The 16,448-nt window shown below is 46.6% G+C and carries 19 protein-coding genes; 16 read left to right on the forward strand and 3 right to left on the reverse strand.

Annotation, left to right across the window (positions count from 1 at the left end; genetic code table 11):
• Positions 1 to 124 precede the first annotated feature (124 nt).
• From CW370_RS16235 to sipU, 5 genes are all read left to right on the forward strand, one after another.
• On the forward strand, positions 125 to 1,561 hold the full coding sequence (locus CW370_RS16235; protein ID WP_010886406.1) for a PTS mannitol transporter subunit IICB: 1,437 nt from the start codon (positions 125 to 127) through the stop codon (positions 1,559 to 1,561).
• 24 nt (positions 1,562 to 1,585) lie between these two features.
• Positions 1,586 to 2,017, forward strand: coding sequence for a PTS sugar transporter subunit IIA (locus CW370_RS16240; RefSeq protein WP_021481745.1), 432 nt, complete (start codon positions 1,586 to 1,588; stop codon positions 2,015 to 2,017).
• Position 2,018: 1 nt separating this feature from the next.
• Positions 2,019 to 3,140: a mannitol-1-phosphate 5-dehydrogenase gene (locus CW370_RS16245; protein WP_015252810.1), complete on the forward strand. Its 1,122-nt coding sequence runs from the start codon at positions 2,019 to 2,021 to the stop codon at positions 3,138 to 3,140.
• 90 nt (positions 3,141 to 3,230) lie between these two features.
• On the forward strand, positions 3,231 to 4,295 hold the full coding sequence (locus CW370_RS16250) for a tartrate dehydrogenase (protein ID WP_101169815.1): 1,065 nt from the start codon (positions 3,231 to 3,233) through the stop codon (positions 4,293 to 4,295).
• A 133-nt stretch (positions 4,296 to 4,428) separates the two neighbouring features.
• Positions 4,429 to 4,992, forward strand: a complete 564-nt coding sequence (gene sipU / locus CW370_RS16255; RefSeq protein WP_101169816.1) for a signal peptidase I sipU — start codon at positions 4,429 to 4,431, stop codon at positions 4,990 to 4,992.
• 68 nt (positions 4,993 to 5,060) lie between these two features.
• On the opposite strand, the gene CW370_RS16260 is transcribed toward sipU, so the two are convergent.
• Complete coding sequence (locus tag CW370_RS16260) at positions 5,061 to 5,669, reverse strand: dienelactone hydrolase family protein (protein WP_101169817.1); 609 nt, start codon at positions 5,667 to 5,669, stop codon at positions 5,061 to 5,063.
• An 84-nt stretch (positions 5,670 to 5,753) separates the two neighbouring features.
• Here CW370_RS16260 and CW370_RS16265 point away from each other — a divergent pair, with 84 nt between their 5' ends.
• Positions 5,754 to 6,146: a 3-hydroxyacyl-ACP dehydratase FabZ family protein gene (locus CW370_RS16265; protein ID WP_003246580.1), complete on the forward strand. Its 393-nt coding sequence runs from the start codon at positions 5,754 to 5,756 to the stop codon at positions 6,144 to 6,146.
• A 32-nt stretch (positions 6,147 to 6,178) separates the two neighbouring features.
• Here the strand turns inward: CW370_RS16265 and CW370_RS16270 are convergent, their stop codons facing one another.
• Positions 6,179 to 6,343, reverse strand: coding sequence for a hypothetical protein (locus tag CW370_RS16270; protein WP_032678934.1), 165 nt, complete (start codon positions 6,341 to 6,343; stop codon positions 6,179 to 6,181).
• 132 nt (positions 6,344 to 6,475) lie between these two features.
• Between CW370_RS16270 and CW370_RS16275 the strand changes: the two genes are divergently transcribed.
• The 9 genes from CW370_RS16275 (at position 6,476) to CW370_RS16315 (ending at position 13,898) form a co-directional block, all read left to right on the forward strand.
• Positions 6,476 to 7,225 carry a phosphoglycolate phosphatase gene (locus CW370_RS16275; RefSeq protein ID WP_003234424.1) on the forward strand — a complete coding sequence of 250 codons (750 nt, stop codon included), beginning with the start codon at positions 6,476 to 6,478 and terminating at the stop codon, positions 7,223 to 7,225.
• Positions 7,226 to 7,430: 205 nt separating this feature from the next.
• The gene (gene pxpA, locus CW370_RS16280) at positions 7,431 to 8,204 is read left to right on the forward strand and encodes a 5-oxoprolinase subunit PpxA (protein WP_101169818.1); all 774 of its coding nucleotides are present in this window, start codon (positions 7,431 to 7,433) and stop codon (positions 8,202 to 8,204) included.
• 14 nt (positions 8,205 to 8,218) lie between these two features.
• The gene (locus CW370_RS16285; protein WP_101169819.1) at positions 8,219 to 9,433 is read left to right on the forward strand and encodes an NRAMP family divalent metal transporter; all 1,215 of its coding nucleotides are present in this window, start codon (positions 8,219 to 8,221) and stop codon (positions 9,431 to 9,433) included.
• Positions 9,434 to 9,456: 23 nt separating this feature from the next.
• Positions 9,457 to 10,230 carry a putative hydro-lyase gene (locus tag CW370_RS16290; protein ID WP_101169846.1) on the forward strand — a complete coding sequence of 258 codons (774 nt, stop codon included), beginning with the start codon at positions 9,457 to 9,459 and terminating at the stop codon, positions 10,228 to 10,230.
• A gap of 44 nt (positions 10,231 to 10,274) precedes the next feature.
• Complete coding sequence (gene pxpB / locus CW370_RS16295; protein WP_086343463.1) at positions 10,275 to 10,997, forward strand: 5-oxoprolinase subunit PxpB; 723 nt, start codon at positions 10,275 to 10,277, stop codon at positions 10,995 to 10,997.
• Positions 10,998 to 10,999: 2 nt separating this feature from the next.
• Positions 11,000 to 12,007 (forward strand): 5-oxoprolinase subunit PxpC, encoded by a 1,008-nt coding sequence (pxpC, locus tag CW370_RS16300; protein ID WP_101169847.1) that lies wholly within the window; start codon positions 11,000 to 11,002, stop codon positions 12,005 to 12,007.
• Between the two features lie 15 nt (positions 12,008 to 12,022).
• Entirely contained in the window at positions 12,023 to 12,775 is a 753-nt protein-coding gene (locus tag CW370_RS16305; RefSeq protein ID WP_014478857.1) for an IclR family transcriptional regulator, read from the forward strand.
• Between the two features lie 63 nt (positions 12,776 to 12,838).
• On the forward strand, positions 12,839 to 13,480 hold the full coding sequence (gene lipC / locus CW370_RS16310) for a spore germination lipase LipC (protein ID WP_024572562.1): 642 nt from the start codon (positions 12,839 to 12,841) through the stop codon (positions 13,478 to 13,480).
• A 172-nt stretch (positions 13,481 to 13,652) separates the two neighbouring features.
• Positions 13,653 to 13,898 (forward strand): YczI family protein, encoded by a 246-nt coding sequence (locus CW370_RS16315; RefSeq protein WP_003240256.1) that lies wholly within the window; start codon positions 13,653 to 13,655, stop codon positions 13,896 to 13,898.
• Positions 13,899 to 13,903: 5 nt separating this feature from the next.
• Here CW370_RS16315 and CW370_RS16320 read toward each other — a convergent pair whose 3' ends face one another.
• Complete coding sequence (locus CW370_RS16320; RefSeq protein WP_003234413.1) at positions 13,904 to 14,191, reverse strand: antibiotic biosynthesis monooxygenase family protein; 288 nt, start codon at positions 14,189 to 14,191, stop codon at positions 13,904 to 13,906.
• Positions 14,192 to 14,341: 150 nt separating this feature from the next.
• Between CW370_RS16320 and pbpC the strand changes: the two genes are divergently transcribed.
• A complete protein-coding gene (pbpC, locus tag CW370_RS16325) occupies positions 14,342 to 16,348 on the forward strand; it encodes a penicillin-binding protein 3 (RefSeq protein WP_014478860.1) in 2,007 nt (668 codons plus the stop codon).
• Positions 16,349 to 16,448 lie beyond the last annotated feature (100 nt).

A 16,448-nucleotide genomic window follows, 5' to 3' on the forward strand; every position in this document is an offset into this window, starting at 1 on the left:
AGTCCTCTTTACTTTCAATTGTATAGGGGCTGTAAGCGTTTTAACATAGAGTCAAAGGGAAGCATCATTCTCTGAACATATTTTTGCACCTTACAGCGACAAACAAAACAGGGAGGGTTTATATATGCAGCAGCAAGAACAGCAGCAAGGCGGCATGAAAGTGAAAGTGCAGCGCTTTGGGAGTTATTTGAGCGGAATGATCATGCCGAATATCGGCGCGTTCATCGCGTGGGGTATCATTACCGCGCTGTTTATTCCGGCAGGATGGTTTCCGAATGAACAGCTGAACACGCTGGTCAGCCCGATGATTACGTATTTATTGCCGCTTTTGATAGCGTATACAGGCGGAAAAATGATCTACGACCACCGCGGCGGAGTTGTCGGAGCGACAGCGGCAATTGGGGTGATTGTCGGATCGGATATTCCAATGTTTTTAGGCGCAATGATTATGGGTCCGCTTGGCGGATACCTCATTAAACAGACTGATAAATTATTCAAGGATAAAGTCAAACAAGGCTTTGAAATGCTGATCAACAACTTTACGGCAGGGATTGTCGGCGCGGCTTTAACGATTCTCGCGTTTTACGCCATCGGCCCGGTTGTCCTGACGCTAAATAAATTGCTGGCGGCTGGTGTGGAAGTCATTGTACACGCTAATTTACTGCCGGTAGCCAGTGTTTTTGTAGAACCGGCGAAAGTGTTGTTCCTCAACAACGCCATTAACCACGGAATCTTAAGCCCGATCGGAATCGAGCAAGCATCCCAAACAGGAAAATCAATTCTGTTTTTAGTAGAAGCAAACCCTGGACCGGGGCTCGGCATTTTGCTGGCGTACATGTTCTTTGGCAAAGGATCTTCAAAATCAACGGCTCCCGGTGCGGCGATCATCCATTTCTTCGGCGGGATTCACGAGATTTACTTCCCGTACATTCTGATGAAACCGGCCCTGATTCTCGCAGCCATTGCCGGCGGAGCAAGCGGACTCTTAACGTTTACGATCTTTAATGCCGGACTTGTCGCGGCAGCGTCACCGGGAAGCATTATTGCATTGATGGCAATGACGCCAAGAGGAGGCTATTTCGGCGTATTGGCGGGCGTGTTGGTCGCTGCAGCTGTATCGTTCATCGTTTCAGCAGTGATCCTGAAATCCTCAAAAGCAAGTGAAGAAGACCTGGCTGCCGCAACAGAAAAAATGCAGTCCATGAAGGGGAAGAAAAGCCAAGCAGCAGCTGCTTTAGAGGCGGAACAAGCCAAAGCAGAAGAAGCGTCTGAGCTGTCTCCTGAAAGCGTGAACAAAATTATCTTTGCGTGTGATGCGGGAATGGGATCAAGTGCCATGGGGGCATCCATCTTAAGAAACAAAGTGAAAAAAGCGGAGCTTGACATCAGTGTGACCAACACGGCCATTAACAATCTGCCAAGCGATGCGGATATTGTCATCACCCACAAAGATTTAACAGACCGCGCGAAAGCAAAGCTGCCGAACGCGACGCACATATCAGTGGATAACTTCTTAAACAGCCCGAAATACGACGAGCTGATTGAAAAGCTGAAAAAGTAATCTTATAGAAAGAGAGTGATACTCATGCAAGTACTCGCAAAGGAAAATATTAAACTCAATCAAACGGTATCATCAAAAGAAGAGGCCATCAAATTGGCAGGCCAGACGCTGATTGACAACGGCTACGTGACAGAGGATTACATTAGCAAAATGTTTGAACGTGAAGAAACGTCTTCTACGTTTATGGGGAATTTCATTGCCATTCCACACGGCACAGAAGAAGCGAAAAGCGAGGTGCTTCACTCTGGAATTTCAATCATACAGATTCCAGAGGGCGTTGAGTACGGAGAAGGCAACACGGCAAAAGTGGTATTCGGCATTGCGGGTAAAAATAATGAGCATTTAGACATTTTGTCTAACATCGCCATTATCTGCTCAGAAGAAGAAAATATTGAACGCCTGATCTCCGCTAAAAGAGAAGAAGATTTGATCGCCATTTTCAACGAGGTGAACTGACATGATCGCCTTACATTTCGGTGCGGGAAATATCGGGAGAGGATTTATCGGCGCGCTGCTTCACCATTCCGGCTATGATGTGGTGTTTGCGGATGTGAACGACACGATGGTCAGCCTCCTCAATGAAAAAAAAGAATACACAGTGGAACTGGCGGAAGAGGGACGTTCATCGGAGATCATTGGCCCGGTGAGGGCTATTAACAGCGGCAGTCAGCCCGAGGAGCTGTATCGGCTGATGAATGAGGCGGCGCTCATCACAACAGCTGTCGGCCCGAACGTGCTGAAGCTGATTGCTCCGTCTATCGCAGAAGGTTTAAGACGGAGAAACGCTGGAAACACACTGAATATCATTGCCTGCGAAAATATGATTGGCGGAAGCAGCTTCTTAAAGAAAGAGATATACAGCCATTTAACGGAAGCAGAGCAGAAATCCGTCAGTGAAACGGTAGGTTTTCCGAATTCTGCCGTTGACCGGATCGTCCCGATTCAGCATCATGAAGACCCGCTGAAAGTATCGGTTGAACCATTTTTCGAATGGGTCATTGATGAATCAGGCTTTAAAGGGAAAACACCAGTCATAAACGGCGCACTGTTTGTTGATGATTTAACGCCGTACATCGAACGGAAGCTGTTTACGGTCAATACCGGACACGCGGTCACAGCGTATGTCGGCTATCAGCGCGGACTCAAAACGGTCAAAGAAGCAATTGATCATCCGGAAATCCGCCGTGTTGTTCATTCGGCGCTGCTTGAAACTGGTGACTATCTCGTCAAATCGTATGGCTTTAAGCAAACTGAACACGAACAATATATCAAAAAAATCATCGGTCGCTTTGAAAATCCTTTCATTTCGGACGATGTGACCCGCGTAGCGAGGTCACCTCTCAGAAAACTGGGAGAAAATGATAGACTTGTAGGCCCGGCAAAGAAAATAAAAGAACCGAATGCACTGGCGGAAGGAATTGCCGCAGCACTGCGCTTCGATTTCACCGGTGACCCTGAAGCGGTTGAACTGCAAGCGCTGATCGAAGAAAAAGGATACAGCGGCGTACTTCAAGAGGTGTGCGGCATTCAGTCCCATGAACCGTTGCACGCCATCATTTTAAAGAAACTAAATCAATAACCGACCACCCGTGACACAATGTCACGGGCTTTTTTTACTATCTCGCAATCTAGTATAATAGAAAGCGCTTACGATAACAGGGGAAGGAGAATGACGATGAAACAATTTGAGATTGCGGCAATACCGGGAGATGGAGTAGGAAAAGAGGTTGTAGCGGCTGCTGAGAAAGTGCTTCATACAGCGGCTGAGGTACACGGAGGTTTGTCATTCTCATTCACGGCTTTTCCATGGAGCTGTGATTATTACTTGGAGCACGGCAAAATGATGCCCGAAGATGGAATACATACGCTTACTCAATTTGAAGCGGTTTTTTTGGGAGCTGTCGGAAATCCGAAGCTGGTTCCCGATCATATATCGTTATGGGGACTGCTGCTGAAAATCCGGAGGGAGCTTGAGCTTTCCATTAATATGAGACCCGCCAAACAAATGGCGGGCATTACGTCGCCGCTTCTGCATCCAAATGATTTTGACTTCGTGGTGATTCGCGAGAACAGTGAAGGTGAATACAGTGAAGTCGGCGGACGCATTCACAGAGGCGATGATGAAATCGCCATCCAGAATGCGGTGTTTACGAGAAAAGCGACAGAACGTGTCATGCGCTTTGCCTTCGAATTGGCGAAAAAACGGCGCAGCCATGTGACAAGCGCCACAAAGTCTAACGGAATTTATCACGCGATGCCGTTTTGGGATGAAGTCTTTCAGCAGACAGCCGCTGATTATAGCGGAATCGAAACATCATCTCAGCATATTGATGCGCTGGCCGCTTTTTTTGTGACGCGTCCGGAAACGTTTGATGTCATTGTGGCGAGCAACTTGTTCGGTGATATTTTAACCGACATCAGCTCAAGCCTGATGGGAAGCATCGGCATTGCGCCTTCTGCGAACATCAATCCATCCGGCCAATATCCGTCCATGTTTGAACCGGTTCACGGCTCAGCTCCTGACATTGCCGGACAGGGCCTTGCCAATCCGATCGGCCAGATTTGGACAGCGAAGCTGATGCTCGACCACTTCGGAGAGGAAGAATTGGGGGCGAAAATTCTGGATGTAATGGAGCAAGTGACTGCCGACGGTATCAAAACACGCGACATTGGGGGACAAAGCACAACGGCTGAGGTCACTGATGAAATCTGTTCGCGCTTAAGAAAGCTCTGATGAATCAGGCCGGGGCAGATGGCTGCCCCGGCCTGTCCATTTCCTTACGAAAATTTCCACGAAAGTCTAACCAAGCAGTTCCAAATGCTGTATAATAATTTGGGATTCTTAGGAAAGCATCGGGTGAAGGAAGTTGAATGCAAAAACAATCACGTTAAAGAAAAAAATAAAAATCAAAACGATCGTTGTACTCAGTATCATTATGATCGCAGCTCTCATTTTTACGATCAGATTGGTGTTTTACAAGCCTTTTCTTATTGAAGGATCATCAATGGCCCCAACGCTTAAAGACTCAGAAAGAATTCTGGTTGATAAAGCAGTCAAATGGATTGGCGGGTTTCACAGAGGCGACATCATAGTCATTCATGACAAAAAGAGCGGCCGCTCATTTGTCAAACGTTTAATCGGTTTGCCTGGTGACAGCATTAAAATGAAAAATGATCAGCTATACATAAATGATAAAAAGGTGGAAGAACCATACTTAAAGGAATATAAACAGGAGGTCAAAGAGTCGGGTGTAACCTTAACAGGTGACTTCGAAGTTGAGGTTCCTTCCGGTAAATATTTTGTGATGGGAGATAACCGTCTCAATTCACTGGATAGCAGAAACGGAATGGGCATGCCTTCTGAAGACGATATCATCGGTACTGAATCTCTCGTCTTTTATCCATTCGGTGAGGTGAGACAGGCAAAATAAAACGCAATGCAACAAAGAACATGGAACGTACGGAACCAAAACACGCGATAATAAAGCACTGTAAGCGTTTAAAAAATTTCTGATGAAACGGGGCGGAGCCGCTTTTCCGCCCCGTTTTTTATGATAGAGAGCGTTTTGAAGAAAAGGGCCCTGTTGAAATAAACAGAATCAGGATTGGCGAAGCCGTGAAGCGCATCGAATTGATAAATCTCAAGATGGGTATGCTGTTTTTCCCGCAGTTTTTTGATAAGAAGCGCTACGTCAAACGACGGCTCATAATTAGGGAAAAACAATAGGACCGGGCAGGCTGGCACGTGATGAAGAGAGTCGCGTATCCGGGAACCGTAATAACAAACCGATCCGCTCACCTCAGGCATACTGCTGCATTTCCATGCGATAGTAGCCCCCACGCTGAATCCAATCACAAAGATGTGCCGTCCGGCGTTTTGCCTGATCACATTCTGGATGATGGTTTCTCCCGTTTTCAGCCGTTCGTGTTTTGTAAATTGTTCGTATGCCGTTTTTTCTTCTTGCAGTGTGTAGACTTCATTCTCGCCGAGCAGGTTGGGCGTCAACACATCATATCCAGCCATTTTGATCAGCCGGCCCATCTTTTTCATATGGCTGTTTACACCGTATATTTCGTGTGCGAGAATGACAAGCTGTTTTGGGGACATAACGGCCTCCTTTTGTGTTTTTTCCATTATATCCTATCGTTTCACTTTAGGCTGAGATATAATGGTCAAAAAAGGAGATATAAAATGAACTCATTATCTTTGCCTCACCGCTATCCATTTTTGTTTATTGATGGCGTGACGGATAGCGAGCCCGGCAAACATGCGGCAGCTTATAAGCTGATTAGTGAGAACGACTGGTTTATCACTGATACGCAAACAGAAATGCCGTTTTCACTTGTGATTGAAGCGCTTGCGCAAACCGCGGCTTTTACAGGAATTACAGATGAGAACAGCTTGGGATTATTGTCTTCGGTGAAGAAAGCGGAAAAGCTGGGAGAAGCTGTGCCCGGTGACCGGCTTGATCTTACGTTTGAAGTCACGCGCAATCGGCGCGGGTTTGTGTTCGGACATGCCAAGGCATCAGTTGGAGAGCAGCCTGTTGCTGAAGCTGAAATCGGCATCTATATTGAAAAATGAAAAAAACCCTTCACAACATTTTGTGAGGGGTTCTATTTTGTGTCGTAATCCCGTTCGCTTTGAGAGTTATCTCTTTGCTGGCGTTTGTGTTTTTCATCATTCATATTTTCCTTCAGCTCTTCATTAGGAATCGGATCGGTTAAGTCGTTGTGCTCGGGGTTTTCATTTGGTTTGTTTTGCTGTTTTCTTTCTGTCATGTTTGATCACCTCACCGTTTGTTTTCCTCTTATCCGTTCTCCTCAAACATAGGAAATCGCTTTTTTGTCCCACTGGGTATAATGTATTAGAATAGAGAGAAGCACAACAAAAAGATAAAGAGAGGTACATATATGTCTGTTCAAAGAGAAGATGTAGATATCAAGCTGATCGCAATTGATATGGATGGTACACTGCTGAACGATGAGCAGCTGATCTCGGATGAAAACCGCAAAGCCATTCGTGAAGCGGAGGATAAAGGTGTGTATGTGGTGATCAGTACGGGCCGGACGCTGATGACGTGCCGGGAGCTGGCGGAATCGCTAAAGCTGTCATCCTTTCTAATCACGGCAAACGGCAGTGAAATTTGGGATTCGAATTTTAATTTGGTGGAACGGAAGCTGCTTCATACGGACCATATTCAAATGATGTGGGATTTGCGGAATAAGCACAACACTAATTTCTGGGCTTCTACGGTGAATAAAGTATGGAGAGGCGAGTTTCCGGAAAACATAACGGATCATGAATGGCTCAAATTCGGCTTTGACATTGAGGATGACGATATCCGAAACGAAGTGCTTGAGGAGCTGAGAAAAAACAAAGAGCTCGAAATCACAAATTCAAGTCCGACAAACATTGAAGTCAACGCGCTTGGCATCAACAAAGCTGCAGCCCTTGCCAAGGTTACGGAAAAACTCGGCTTTACAATGGAGAATGTGATGGCGATGGGCGACAGCCTTAATGACATTGCGATGATCAAAGAAGCGGGTCTTGGCGTCGCAATGGGCAATGCGCAAGACATCGTAAAAGAAACGGCTGATTATATCACGGATACAAATATTGAGGATGGTGTCGCTAAAGCGATTCGCCATTGGGTACTATAAAAAAAGAGAGTCCTAAGATGGACTCTCTTTTTTAGTTTGGCAGGTTTTCTTCTGGGACCATGGTAGGTTTTCTGACAAAAGTATTTCACAAACTGATATGATTCACTTATAATGAAATAAAGTTCAAAAATTCGGAACAGTCGTTCCGAATTTCGGGACAATAAATGACATAAAGCATATCGTTTGCTTTGGCAGGAGGGATTCTGTGTTTCAGATTGATTTAAACTGTGATTTAGGAGAAAGCTTCGGAGCCTACAAGATAGGCCTTGACCAAGATATTTTAGAGTATGTGACATCAGCGAATATCGCATGCGGATTTCATGCAGGAGATCCTAGTGTTATGCGAAAAACCGTCGCGCTTGCAGCAGAAAGAGGCGTAAAAATCGGCGCGCATCCGGGCTTGCCGGATTTACTCGGTTTTGGGCGCCGCAATATGGCGATTTCTCCTGAGGAAGCGTATGATCTTGTCGTTTATCAAATTGGCGCGCTCTCTGGCTTTCTAAAAGCAGAGGGACTTCACATGCAGCACGTCAAGCCACATGGCGCTTTATACAATATGGCGGCAGTCGATCAAAAACTGTCGGATGCTATCGCGAAAGCTGTCTATAAGGTTGATCCCGGCCTGATTCTTTTCGGTCTTGCTGAGAGCGAGCTTGTAAAAGCGGGAGAACGGATCGGACTACAGACCGCAAATGAAGTGTTCGCCGACAGAACATACCAATCGGACGGCACGCTGACACCGCGCTCCCAGCCGGACGCACTCATTGAAAGTGATGATGCCGCCGTCACCCAGGTCATCAAAATGGTGAAAGAAGGGGCGGTCAAATCTCAGCAAGGACATGATGTGTCATTAAAAGCAGATACAGTCTGCATTCATGGAGATGGAGCCCATGCGCTGACATTTGCGCAAAAAATCAGAAAACAGCTCAAAGCGGCTGGAATTGAAGTGACAGCTATTTCAGAACAGAAGTCAACATAAAGGAGGAACAATAGATGGAGCAGCAGAAAAAGACAGCAGGAAAAAAAGCGGGCAGCTGCTCATTGCTGATGGGCGCCGCCTTTTTAATGGCGACATCAGCAATCGGACCGGGTTTCCTCACCCAAACCGCAACATTCACAAACACACTCGCAGCAAGCTTCGGTTTTGTCATCTTAATCTCTATTATTTTAGATATTTTCGCCCAAACCAATGTGTGGCGCATCATCGCAGTTTCTGGAAAACGAGGTCAGGAAATTGCGAATATGGTGCTTCCCGGATTGGGGTATTTCATCGCCATTCTCGTCGTGCTTGGCGGACTAGCTTTTAATATTGGGAATATCGGAGGGGCTGGGCTGGGGCTTCAGGTGCTGTTCGGCATTACACCTGAAACAGGCGCTTTAATCAGTGCCGTTATTGCCATTTTGATTTTTGTCATCAAGGAAGCAGGAAAAGCGATGGACCGTTTTACGCAAATCGCGGGGTTCGTGATGATTATTTTAACGGTCTACGTTGCGGCGACGACAGCTCCTCCGGTCGGACAGGCAGTCGCAAATACATTCGTCCCGGAACACATCAGCATATTTGCCATTGTCACCCTAGTGGGCGGAACCGTCGGCGGTTATATCACATTTGCCGGAGGACACCGTTTGCTTGATGCCGGAATTAAAGGGAAGGAATCCATTCCGCAGGTGACAAAAAGCTCGGTTGTCGGCATTTTAATTACATCTGTCATGCGTATCGCTCTTTTTCTTGCGGTTCTAGGCGTTGTATCGAAAGGCCTGCACATTGATGAAAGCAACCCGGCGGCCTCTGTCTTCAAACTGGCTGCAGGAAATGTCGGTTATAAAATTTTCGGATTGATCATGTGGTCTGCGGCGATTACGTCTGTTATTGGAGCAGCCTATACATCTGTTTCGTTTTTCAAAACCTTTTCTCCAAAAATTGAAAAGAATTCACGCGGTATTATTATCGGATTTATTGTGATTTCTACGTTAGCTTTTATCACAATCGGCCAGCCTGCGAAGATCCTCGTCCTTGTCGGTTCACTGAACGGCTTAATTCTGCCGATTGCACTCGGAACGCTGCTTGTTGCCGCCTACAAGAAAAACATTGTCGGTGATTATAAGCATCCGCTTTGGCTGACAAGCACAGGCGCGCTTGTAGTGATTGTAATGGCAGTTATGGGAATCTACACGTTAATTACACAACTTCCTCAATTGTGGAGCTGATATAAGTGGAGCAATTAAACAAAATGGCGCCGAAGGATGTACGCGCCCTGATACGAGAGGGGAAAATAAGCGGGCCGACCGCTGGCATGTCCGGCGGCTACGCCCAAGCGAATCTTGTGGTTTTGAAAAAGGACCTTGCTTTTGATTTTCTGCTGTTTTGCCAGCGAAATCAAAAGCCCTGCCCCGTGCTGGATGTGACTGAAGCAGGTTCGCCTGTGCCGTCTCTGGCTGCGCCGAATGCTGATATCAGAACGGACTTTCCGAAATACCGTATTTACAGGCACGGTATTTTAACGGAAGAAGTATCTGATATTACGCCATACTGGGAGGACGAATTTGTCGGCTTTCTGATCGGATGCAGCTTCTCCTTTGAACAGGCACTGATCAATAATGGGATAGCTGTCCGGCATATTGATGAGGGGACAAACGTCTCGATGTATAAAACGAATATCGATTGTGTTCCGGCGGGGGCGTTTCACGGACAGATGGTTGTCAGCATGAGGCCGGTTCCTGAACGGCTGGCTGTACGTGCCGCACAAGTGACCTCGCGTTTTCCGGCTGTGCACGGAGGGCCGATCCATATCGGTAATCCGGGAGCAATCGGGATTCGCGATCTCGGGAAACCGGATTTCGGAGATGCCGTTTCCATTCGTGACGGCGAGGTTCCTGTTTTTTGGGCATGCGGGGTGACCCCGCATGCCGTGGCTATGAATGTAAAGCCTGAAATGGTCATCACACATGCGCCGGGGCATATGCTCATCACAGATATTCGAGACGAGTCGCTTGCGGTGCTGTAACCTCTCGTCATCCTGATGAACCAGAAATAAAAGAGGTGAGAAAGATGACTGTACGATATCAAATCGAACAGCTCGGTGATTCTGCAATGATGATCCGATTCGGAGAAGAAATCAATGAACAGGTTAACGGCATTGTCCATGCCGCGGCCGCTTATATAGAAGAACAGCCATTTCCGGGATTCATTGAATGTATCCCGGCTTTTACAAGTCTAACCGTATTTTATGATATGTATGAAGTGTATAAGCATTTGCCTCAAGGCATAAGCTCACCTTTTGAGAAGGTCAAGCGCGATGTCGAAGAGCGGCTGGTAGAAATAGCCGAAGACTATGAGGTCAACCGCCGCATTGTAGAAATTCCCGTCTGCTATGGCGGTGAATTCGGTCCGGATTTAGAAGAGGTGGCGAAGGTCAATCAGCTGTCACCGGAGGAAGTAATCGACATTCATACAAACGGTGAATATGTGGTATATATGCTTGGCTTCGCGCCCGGTTTTCCTTTTCTAGGCGGGATGTCAAAACGCATTGCAGCTCCGAGAAAATCATCGCCAAGACCGTCGATTCCCGCAGGTTCGGTCGGTATTGCGGGATTGCAGACAGGCGTTTATCCGATTTCAACGCCGGGCGGCTGGCAGCTGATCGGCAAAACGCCGCTGGCTCTTTTCCGGCCGCAGGAAAACCCGCCGACATTGCTGCGGGCGGGAGATACTGTGAAATTCGTTCGCATCTCAGAAAAAGACTATCACGCCTATAAGGAGGAGTCCAATTGAGCATGAAAGTATTAAAGCCCGGACTGCTCACAACGGTTCAGGATATAGGCAGAACGGGTTACCAAAAATACGGCGTTCTGGCCAGCGGCGCTATGGACACGGTTTCACTGCGCATTGCCAATCTGTTGATAGGAAACGGCGAAAATGAAGCAGGTCTCGAAATAACGATGATGGGGCCCGGTCCGTCGTTTCATTTTTCAAAACAGACACTGATTGCTGTGACAGGGGCGGACTTCACGCTGCGTATTAATGACGAGGAAGCGCCTTTATGGAAGCCTGTGCTCATCAAGGAAAACAGCACGGTCAGCTTTGGCCCCTGCAAACTCGGCAGCCGTGCTTATTTGGCGGCAGCCGGCGGCATCGAGGTGCCTGCCGTCATGGAAAGTAAAAGCACATACGTCAGAGCAGGCATCGGCGGACTTCATGGCAGAGCGCTTCAAAAAGAAGATGAACTGAACATTGGAGAGATGTCAGCTCTTTCGCAAACCATCCTTTCCCGCTTAAGTTCGCAGCTTGGAAAACAGGGATTTGCAGCACCGAAGTGGTCAGTCAGCCGCGGCAGATTTCTGCCATTGAAGAAGAATCCCGTCATTCGGGTGCTGGAAGGAAAGCAATTTGCCTTTTTCACAGAAGAATCAAAAACGCGTTTTTATCAAGAAGCATTTCGTGTCACGCCGCAGTCTGACCGTATGGGCTACAGGCTCAAAGGAGAACCGCTCGAACTGAAGGCCCCGCTTGAGATGGTGTCGGAAGCGGTTTCATTCGGAACAGTTCAGGTGCCGCCTGACGGCAACCCGATTATCCTGCTTGCAGACCGGCAGACGACTGGCGGCTATCCGAGGATCGCGCACATCATATCCGCTGATCTTCCGATTGTTTCCCAAATCATGCCGGGTGAGCACGTCCAGTTTGAGCCTGTGTCCCTTCAGGAGGCAGAAGCGCTTGCGGTAGAACGGGAACAGCATATAAAAGAACTGAAAACGAGAATAAAGATGGAATGGCTGACATAGCAAAGGGGATGCATGATGCAGAATAAAAACAAAACTGTAGTCAAATCTATGGCGCTGCTTAATTTGTTTTTGCACAAACCAAGCCTAACCTTAAGTGAACTGGTGTCGCTGACGGGAATGCCGAAGACCTCTGTTCACCGGATGGTCAGCTCCTTGGAGGAAATGGGGTTCCTCAGTCGGGATGCGTCCGGCGCTTATTCGCTGGGATTGGTGTTTTTGGAATTCGGACAGCTTGTCGCTGACAGGCTGGATATCAGAAAAATAGCGAAACCGGTGATGGAAGAGCTGTGCCGGGAAGTGGATGAGGCCGTGCAGTTGATCATGAGGGACGGCAATGAAGCGATATACGTTGAGAAAATAGAAGGGACACAGACTGTGCGGCTGTATACGGCGATCGGCAGGCGTTCCCCCCTATACGCGGGAGCGTGCGCCAGAAGCATTCTGTCCTTTCTTCCCCGTGAAGAAATCGAAGCATACATCAAACAAACCGAGCTCATTTCGATTGGCTCCGGAACGATTACCGATCCCGAAAAACTGCTTCAGGAGATTGATGCCTCTGTGCAAAATGGCTATACTGTCAGCTATTCAGAGCTCGAAAACTATACGGCGGCGATCGGCGCCCCGATCTTTAACCATAAGCGCCAGGTGGCAGCCGGCATTAGCATTGCAGGCTTTGAAGCGAGATTTACAGAAGACAGGCTGCCCTATTTAACAGAAAAGGTGAAGGACGCCGCTTTACAGATTTCAAGAAAAATAGGATATACATAAGTAGCCAATCTTTTCTCTGCTGCGTACATTAACGTATCGACGTTCAAGAGTGGAGGAAAGAACATGATGCTTCGATATACAGCTCTGGGCGATTCCTTGACGACAGGGAGAGGCTCCGGGCTGTTTTCACCCGGCTTCGTCCAGCGTTTTGGGGACATGATGGAAGCTGATTTGAAAACAAGAACGGCAATAAACATATTTGCCAGATCAGGCCTGAATACAGAAGAGATTTTGGGACTCCTGTCATATCCCTATGTGCAAAAATGCATTCGAGATGCTGATATGATAACGATCACAGGGTGCGGAAACGATCTCATCGATTCGGTCTTAGCCTACCAAACCTCTAAGGATGAAACGATTTTCAGCCGTGTATCCGCCCATTGCCATGAGAATTTTGAAAAGATGATTGCCAAAATCGCCGAGATTAAAGGAGAAAATCCTTCCCCGTACGCCATCCGAGTGTTCAACTTATACAATCCGTTTCCCGGCATTGAAATCGCCGGCAAATGGATCACATCCTTTAATTCACATTTAGAAACACTTGCATCAGCACCCCATGTCAAAATCGCGGATGCCTATAGCATCTTCAAAGGCAAGGAGCGGGAATATCTGTCCTTTGACGGTGTCCATCCGAACTGCAAAGGCTATCAAGCGATGGCTGAAGCCGTTCACAAGCTAGGCTATAAAGAATTATCAGTTTCATAAAAAACGCGCCTCATGACAGGCGCGTTTTTTATGTGTGATCGAAATATTAAAAGAAACTTAAAATTCTCTGTCTTCTGTTCTACAGACAAACAAAGTGCGCTAGAATAATGGAGGGCGTAGGCAAATATAGCCATAACGTTCAATATTTCGTATATAAGGAAGGATGGTCCTTTTGTTTCGGATTTTTAAAATGTCTTTTGCGGTTATCATTATTATACTGGCGCTTATTGCTTTTAACTATACGGAACACACCTCTGTTATCCAATCAGTCATGCTCGTCTTTCTTGGTGCGGTCATGTTTATGCAGGGGCTTGAAGAACGCAAAAAAGAAAATGACGGCTCAGGCGCTTTTAATATTTATACCGCCGTTTTTGTATGGTCTGTCTCCCTTATCGGTTTTACACTTCATATTATATAAATCTATTACACATCCTGAAAATGCTCGACCGTCGGGAACGGGGTATAGAACCGATGAAGCAAGGCTTTCCACTCTTGATACTCTGAAGAACCGCGAAAGCCTTCCGTATGGTCCTCAAGTGTTTCCCACTCCACAAGAAGCAGATATTTATGCGTTTCCTCCATGCATTTTGATAACGAGTGAGTGATATAGCCCTTCATGCCGGAAATAATCGGCGCCGCTTGCCGGAATGCATCCTCAAACTCTTGTTCAAGGCCTTCTTTAATGTGAAGCATTGCTGCCTCTCTGACCATGCTATCCCTTCTTCCTGTCTTTTCAAATAGTCTACAGCAAACGATAGGAGATTTCTGCAAAATCGGTGAACTTTTCCTTCATTTTCAAAAAAATCTTGCACGCACCAATTCAATTAAGAGAAAATAACAAATGGAAGGCAGGGGAAAGTCATGTTAAAAAAGTGTATTCTACTAGTATTTCTATGCGTCGGATTGATTGGGTTAATCGGATGCTCCAAAACAGATTCACCAGAGGATCGCATGGAAGCATTCGTGAAACAGTGGAACGATCAGCAATTCGATGACATGTATCAAAGCCTGACTAAAGATGTCAAAAAAGAAATCTCCAAAAAAGATTTCGTCAACAGGTATAAAGCCATCTATGAGCAGGCCGGCGTAAAAAATTTGAAAGTCACTGCGGGAGAAGTAGATAAGGACGATCAAGACAACAAGACAATGAAACATATCCCGTATAAAGTCAGCATGAACACAAATGCCGGCAAAGTCAGCTTCAAGAATACTGCTGTGCTGAAATTAGAAAAAACAGATGACGAGGAGTCATGGAATATAGATTGGGACCCATCGTTTATTTTCAAGCAGCTGGCTGACGACAAAACCGTGCAAATTATGAGCATTGAACCGAAACGAGGCCAAATTTACGATAAAAATGGAAAAGGTTTAGCTGTCAATACAGATGTTCCGGAAATTGGAATTGTTCCCGGAGAGCTTGGCGATAAAAAAGAGAAAGTCATAAAAGAACTCGCCAAAAAACTTGATTTGACTGAAGACGACATCAAGAAAAAGCTGGATCAAGGCTGGGTAAAAGACGATTCGTTTGTGCCGCTCAAAAAGGTCAAGCCTGACCAGGAGAAATTAGTTTCTGAAGCGACGTCATTACAAGGCGTAACAAGAACGAATGTCAGCTCCCGCTACTATCCGTATGGCGAAAAGACAGCCCATTTGACAGGCTATGTCCGCGCCATTACAGCGGAAGAACTGAAGAAAAAGAAAGAAGGAACGTACAGCGATACGTCTAACATCGGTATCGCCGGACTTGAAAATGTGTATGAAGACAAGCTAAGAGGCACAACTGGCTGGAAAATCTACGTGCCGCAAACCGGGGAAGTCATTGCTGAAAAGAAAGCAAAGGACGGCGAGGATCTTCACCTCACAATTGATATCAAAACGCAAACGAAGCTGTATGATGAACTGAAGGATGACAGCGGGGCGGCAGTCGCGCTGCAGCCGAAGACAGGCGAAACACTAGCCCTTGTCAGTGCGCCTTCCTACGATCCAAACGGATTTATTTTCGGCTGGAGCGATAAGGAATGGAAAAAGCTAAACAAAGATAAAAACAATCCGTTTTCAGCGAAATTCAATAAGACATACGCGCCAGGTTCTACCATTAAACCGATTGCGGCTGCTATTGGAATCAAAAACGGCACCCTTAAAGCCGATGAGAAGAAAACAATTAAAGGCAAGGAGTGGCAAAAAGATTCGAGCTGGGGCGGCTATTCAGTGACACGTGTGTCTGAGAGACTTCAACAAGTCGATTTGGAAAACGCCCTTATTACGTCAGACAATATTTATTTTGCCCAGAATGCGCTTGATATGGGAGCGGACACCTTCACAAAAGGCTTAAAAACATTCGGTTTTTCAGAGGACGTTCCGTATGAATTCCCGATCCAGAAATCGTCTATTGCAAATGACAAGCTTGATTCAGACATTTTGCTTGCGGATACAGGCTATGGACAAGGGCAAATGCAAATGTCTCCGCTTCACTTGGCAACTGCTTACACGCCATTTGTTGACAATGGAGACCTTGTCAAACCGACGCTGATCAAAAAAGATTCACAAACAGCTGATGTTTGGCACAAGCAAGTGGTCACGAAGGAAGGAGCGGCAGACATTACAAAAGGTCTGAAAGGCGTTGTGGAAGATGAGCGCGGATCAGCGTATCAGCCTGTCGTGAAAGGAATCACAGTGGCTGGAAAAACAGGAACAGCCGAGCTGAAAACATCAAAAGATGATAAAGACGGCACGGAAAATGGCTGGTTTGTCGGCTACGATTACAAAAACAAAGACCTGCTTGTCGCCATGATGATCCAAAATGTGCAGGACCGCGGCGGCAGCCACTATGTCGTTGAGAAAGCGAAAAAGCAATTTCAATCGAATTAAAATGTCTTTTTAAAAGGAGCGAAAGGAAAAAGAGGATCTGAGGCCGAATGAACTAGTAAGGGGCAAAACCCGGTTTATACAAAGAAAAGAGGGATTTTGC

The sequence above is a fragment of the Bacillus sp. SN32 genome, from assembly GCF_002837495.1.
In the GTDB taxonomy this organism is placed as follows: domain Bacteria; phylum Bacillota; class Bacilli; order Bacillales; family Bacillaceae; genus Bacillus; species Bacillus subtilis.

What these genes read in the sequence shown, in the direction of transcription:
- CW370_RS16235 (WP_010886406.1), top strand. Translation starts at nt 125, where the DNA reads ATGCAGCAGCAAGAACAGCAGCAAGGCGGCATGAAAGTGAAAGTGCAG.
- CW370_RS16240 (WP_021481745.1), top strand. Translation starts at nt 1,586, where the DNA reads ATGCAAGTACTCGCAAAGGAAAATATTAAACTCAATCAAACGGTATCA.
- CW370_RS16245 (WP_015252810.1), top strand. Translation starts at nt 2,019, where the DNA reads ATGATCGCCTTACATTTCGGTGCGGGAAATATCGGGAGAGGATTTATC.
- CW370_RS16250 (WP_101169815.1), top strand. Translation starts at nt 3,231, where the DNA reads ATGACGATGAAACAATTTGAGATTGCGGCAATACCGGGAGATGGAGTA.
- CW370_RS16260 (WP_101169817.1), bottom strand. Translation starts at nt 5,669, where the DNA reads ATGTCCCCAAAACAGCTTGTCATTCTCGCACACGAAATATACGGTGTA.
- CW370_RS16265 (WP_003246580.1), top strand. Translation starts at nt 5,754, where the DNA reads ATGAACTCATTATCTTTGCCTCACCGCTATCCATTTTTGTTTATTGAT.
- CW370_RS16270 (WP_032678934.1), bottom strand. Translation starts at nt 6,343, where the DNA reads ATGACAGAAAGAAAACAGCAAAACAAACCAAATGAAAACCCCGAGCAC.
- CW370_RS16275 (WP_003234424.1), top strand. Translation starts at nt 6,476, where the DNA reads ATGTCTGTTCAAAGAGAAGATGTAGATATCAAGCTGATCGCAATTGAT.
- CW370_RS16285 (WP_101169819.1), top strand. Translation starts at nt 8,219, where the DNA reads ATGGAGCAGCAGAAAAAGACAGCAGGAAAAAAAGCGGGCAGCTGCTCA.
- CW370_RS16290 (WP_101169846.1), top strand. Translation starts at nt 9,457, where the DNA reads ATGGCGCCGAAGGATGTACGCGCCCTGATACGAGAGGGGAAAATAAGC.
- pxpB (WP_086343463.1), top strand. Translation starts at nt 10,275, where the DNA reads ATGACTGTACGATATCAAATCGAACAGCTCGGTGATTCTGCAATGATG.
- pxpC (WP_101169847.1), top strand. Translation starts at nt 11,000, where the DNA reads ATGAAAGTATTAAAGCCCGGACTGCTCACAACGGTTCAGGATATAGGC.
- CW370_RS16305 (WP_014478857.1), top strand. Translation starts at nt 12,023, where the DNA reads ATGCAGAATAAAAACAAAACTGTAGTCAAATCTATGGCGCTGCTTAAT.
- lipC (WP_024572562.1), top strand. Translation starts at nt 12,839, where the DNA reads ATGATGCTTCGATATACAGCTCTGGGCGATTCCTTGACGACAGGGAGA.
- CW370_RS16320 (WP_003234413.1), bottom strand. Translation starts at nt 14,191, where the DNA reads ATGGTCAGAGAGGCAGCAATGCTTCACATTAAAGAAGGCCTTGAACAA.
- pbpC (WP_014478860.1), top strand. Translation starts at nt 14,342, where the DNA reads ATGTTAAAAAAGTGTATTCTACTAGTATTTCTATGCGTCGGATTGATT.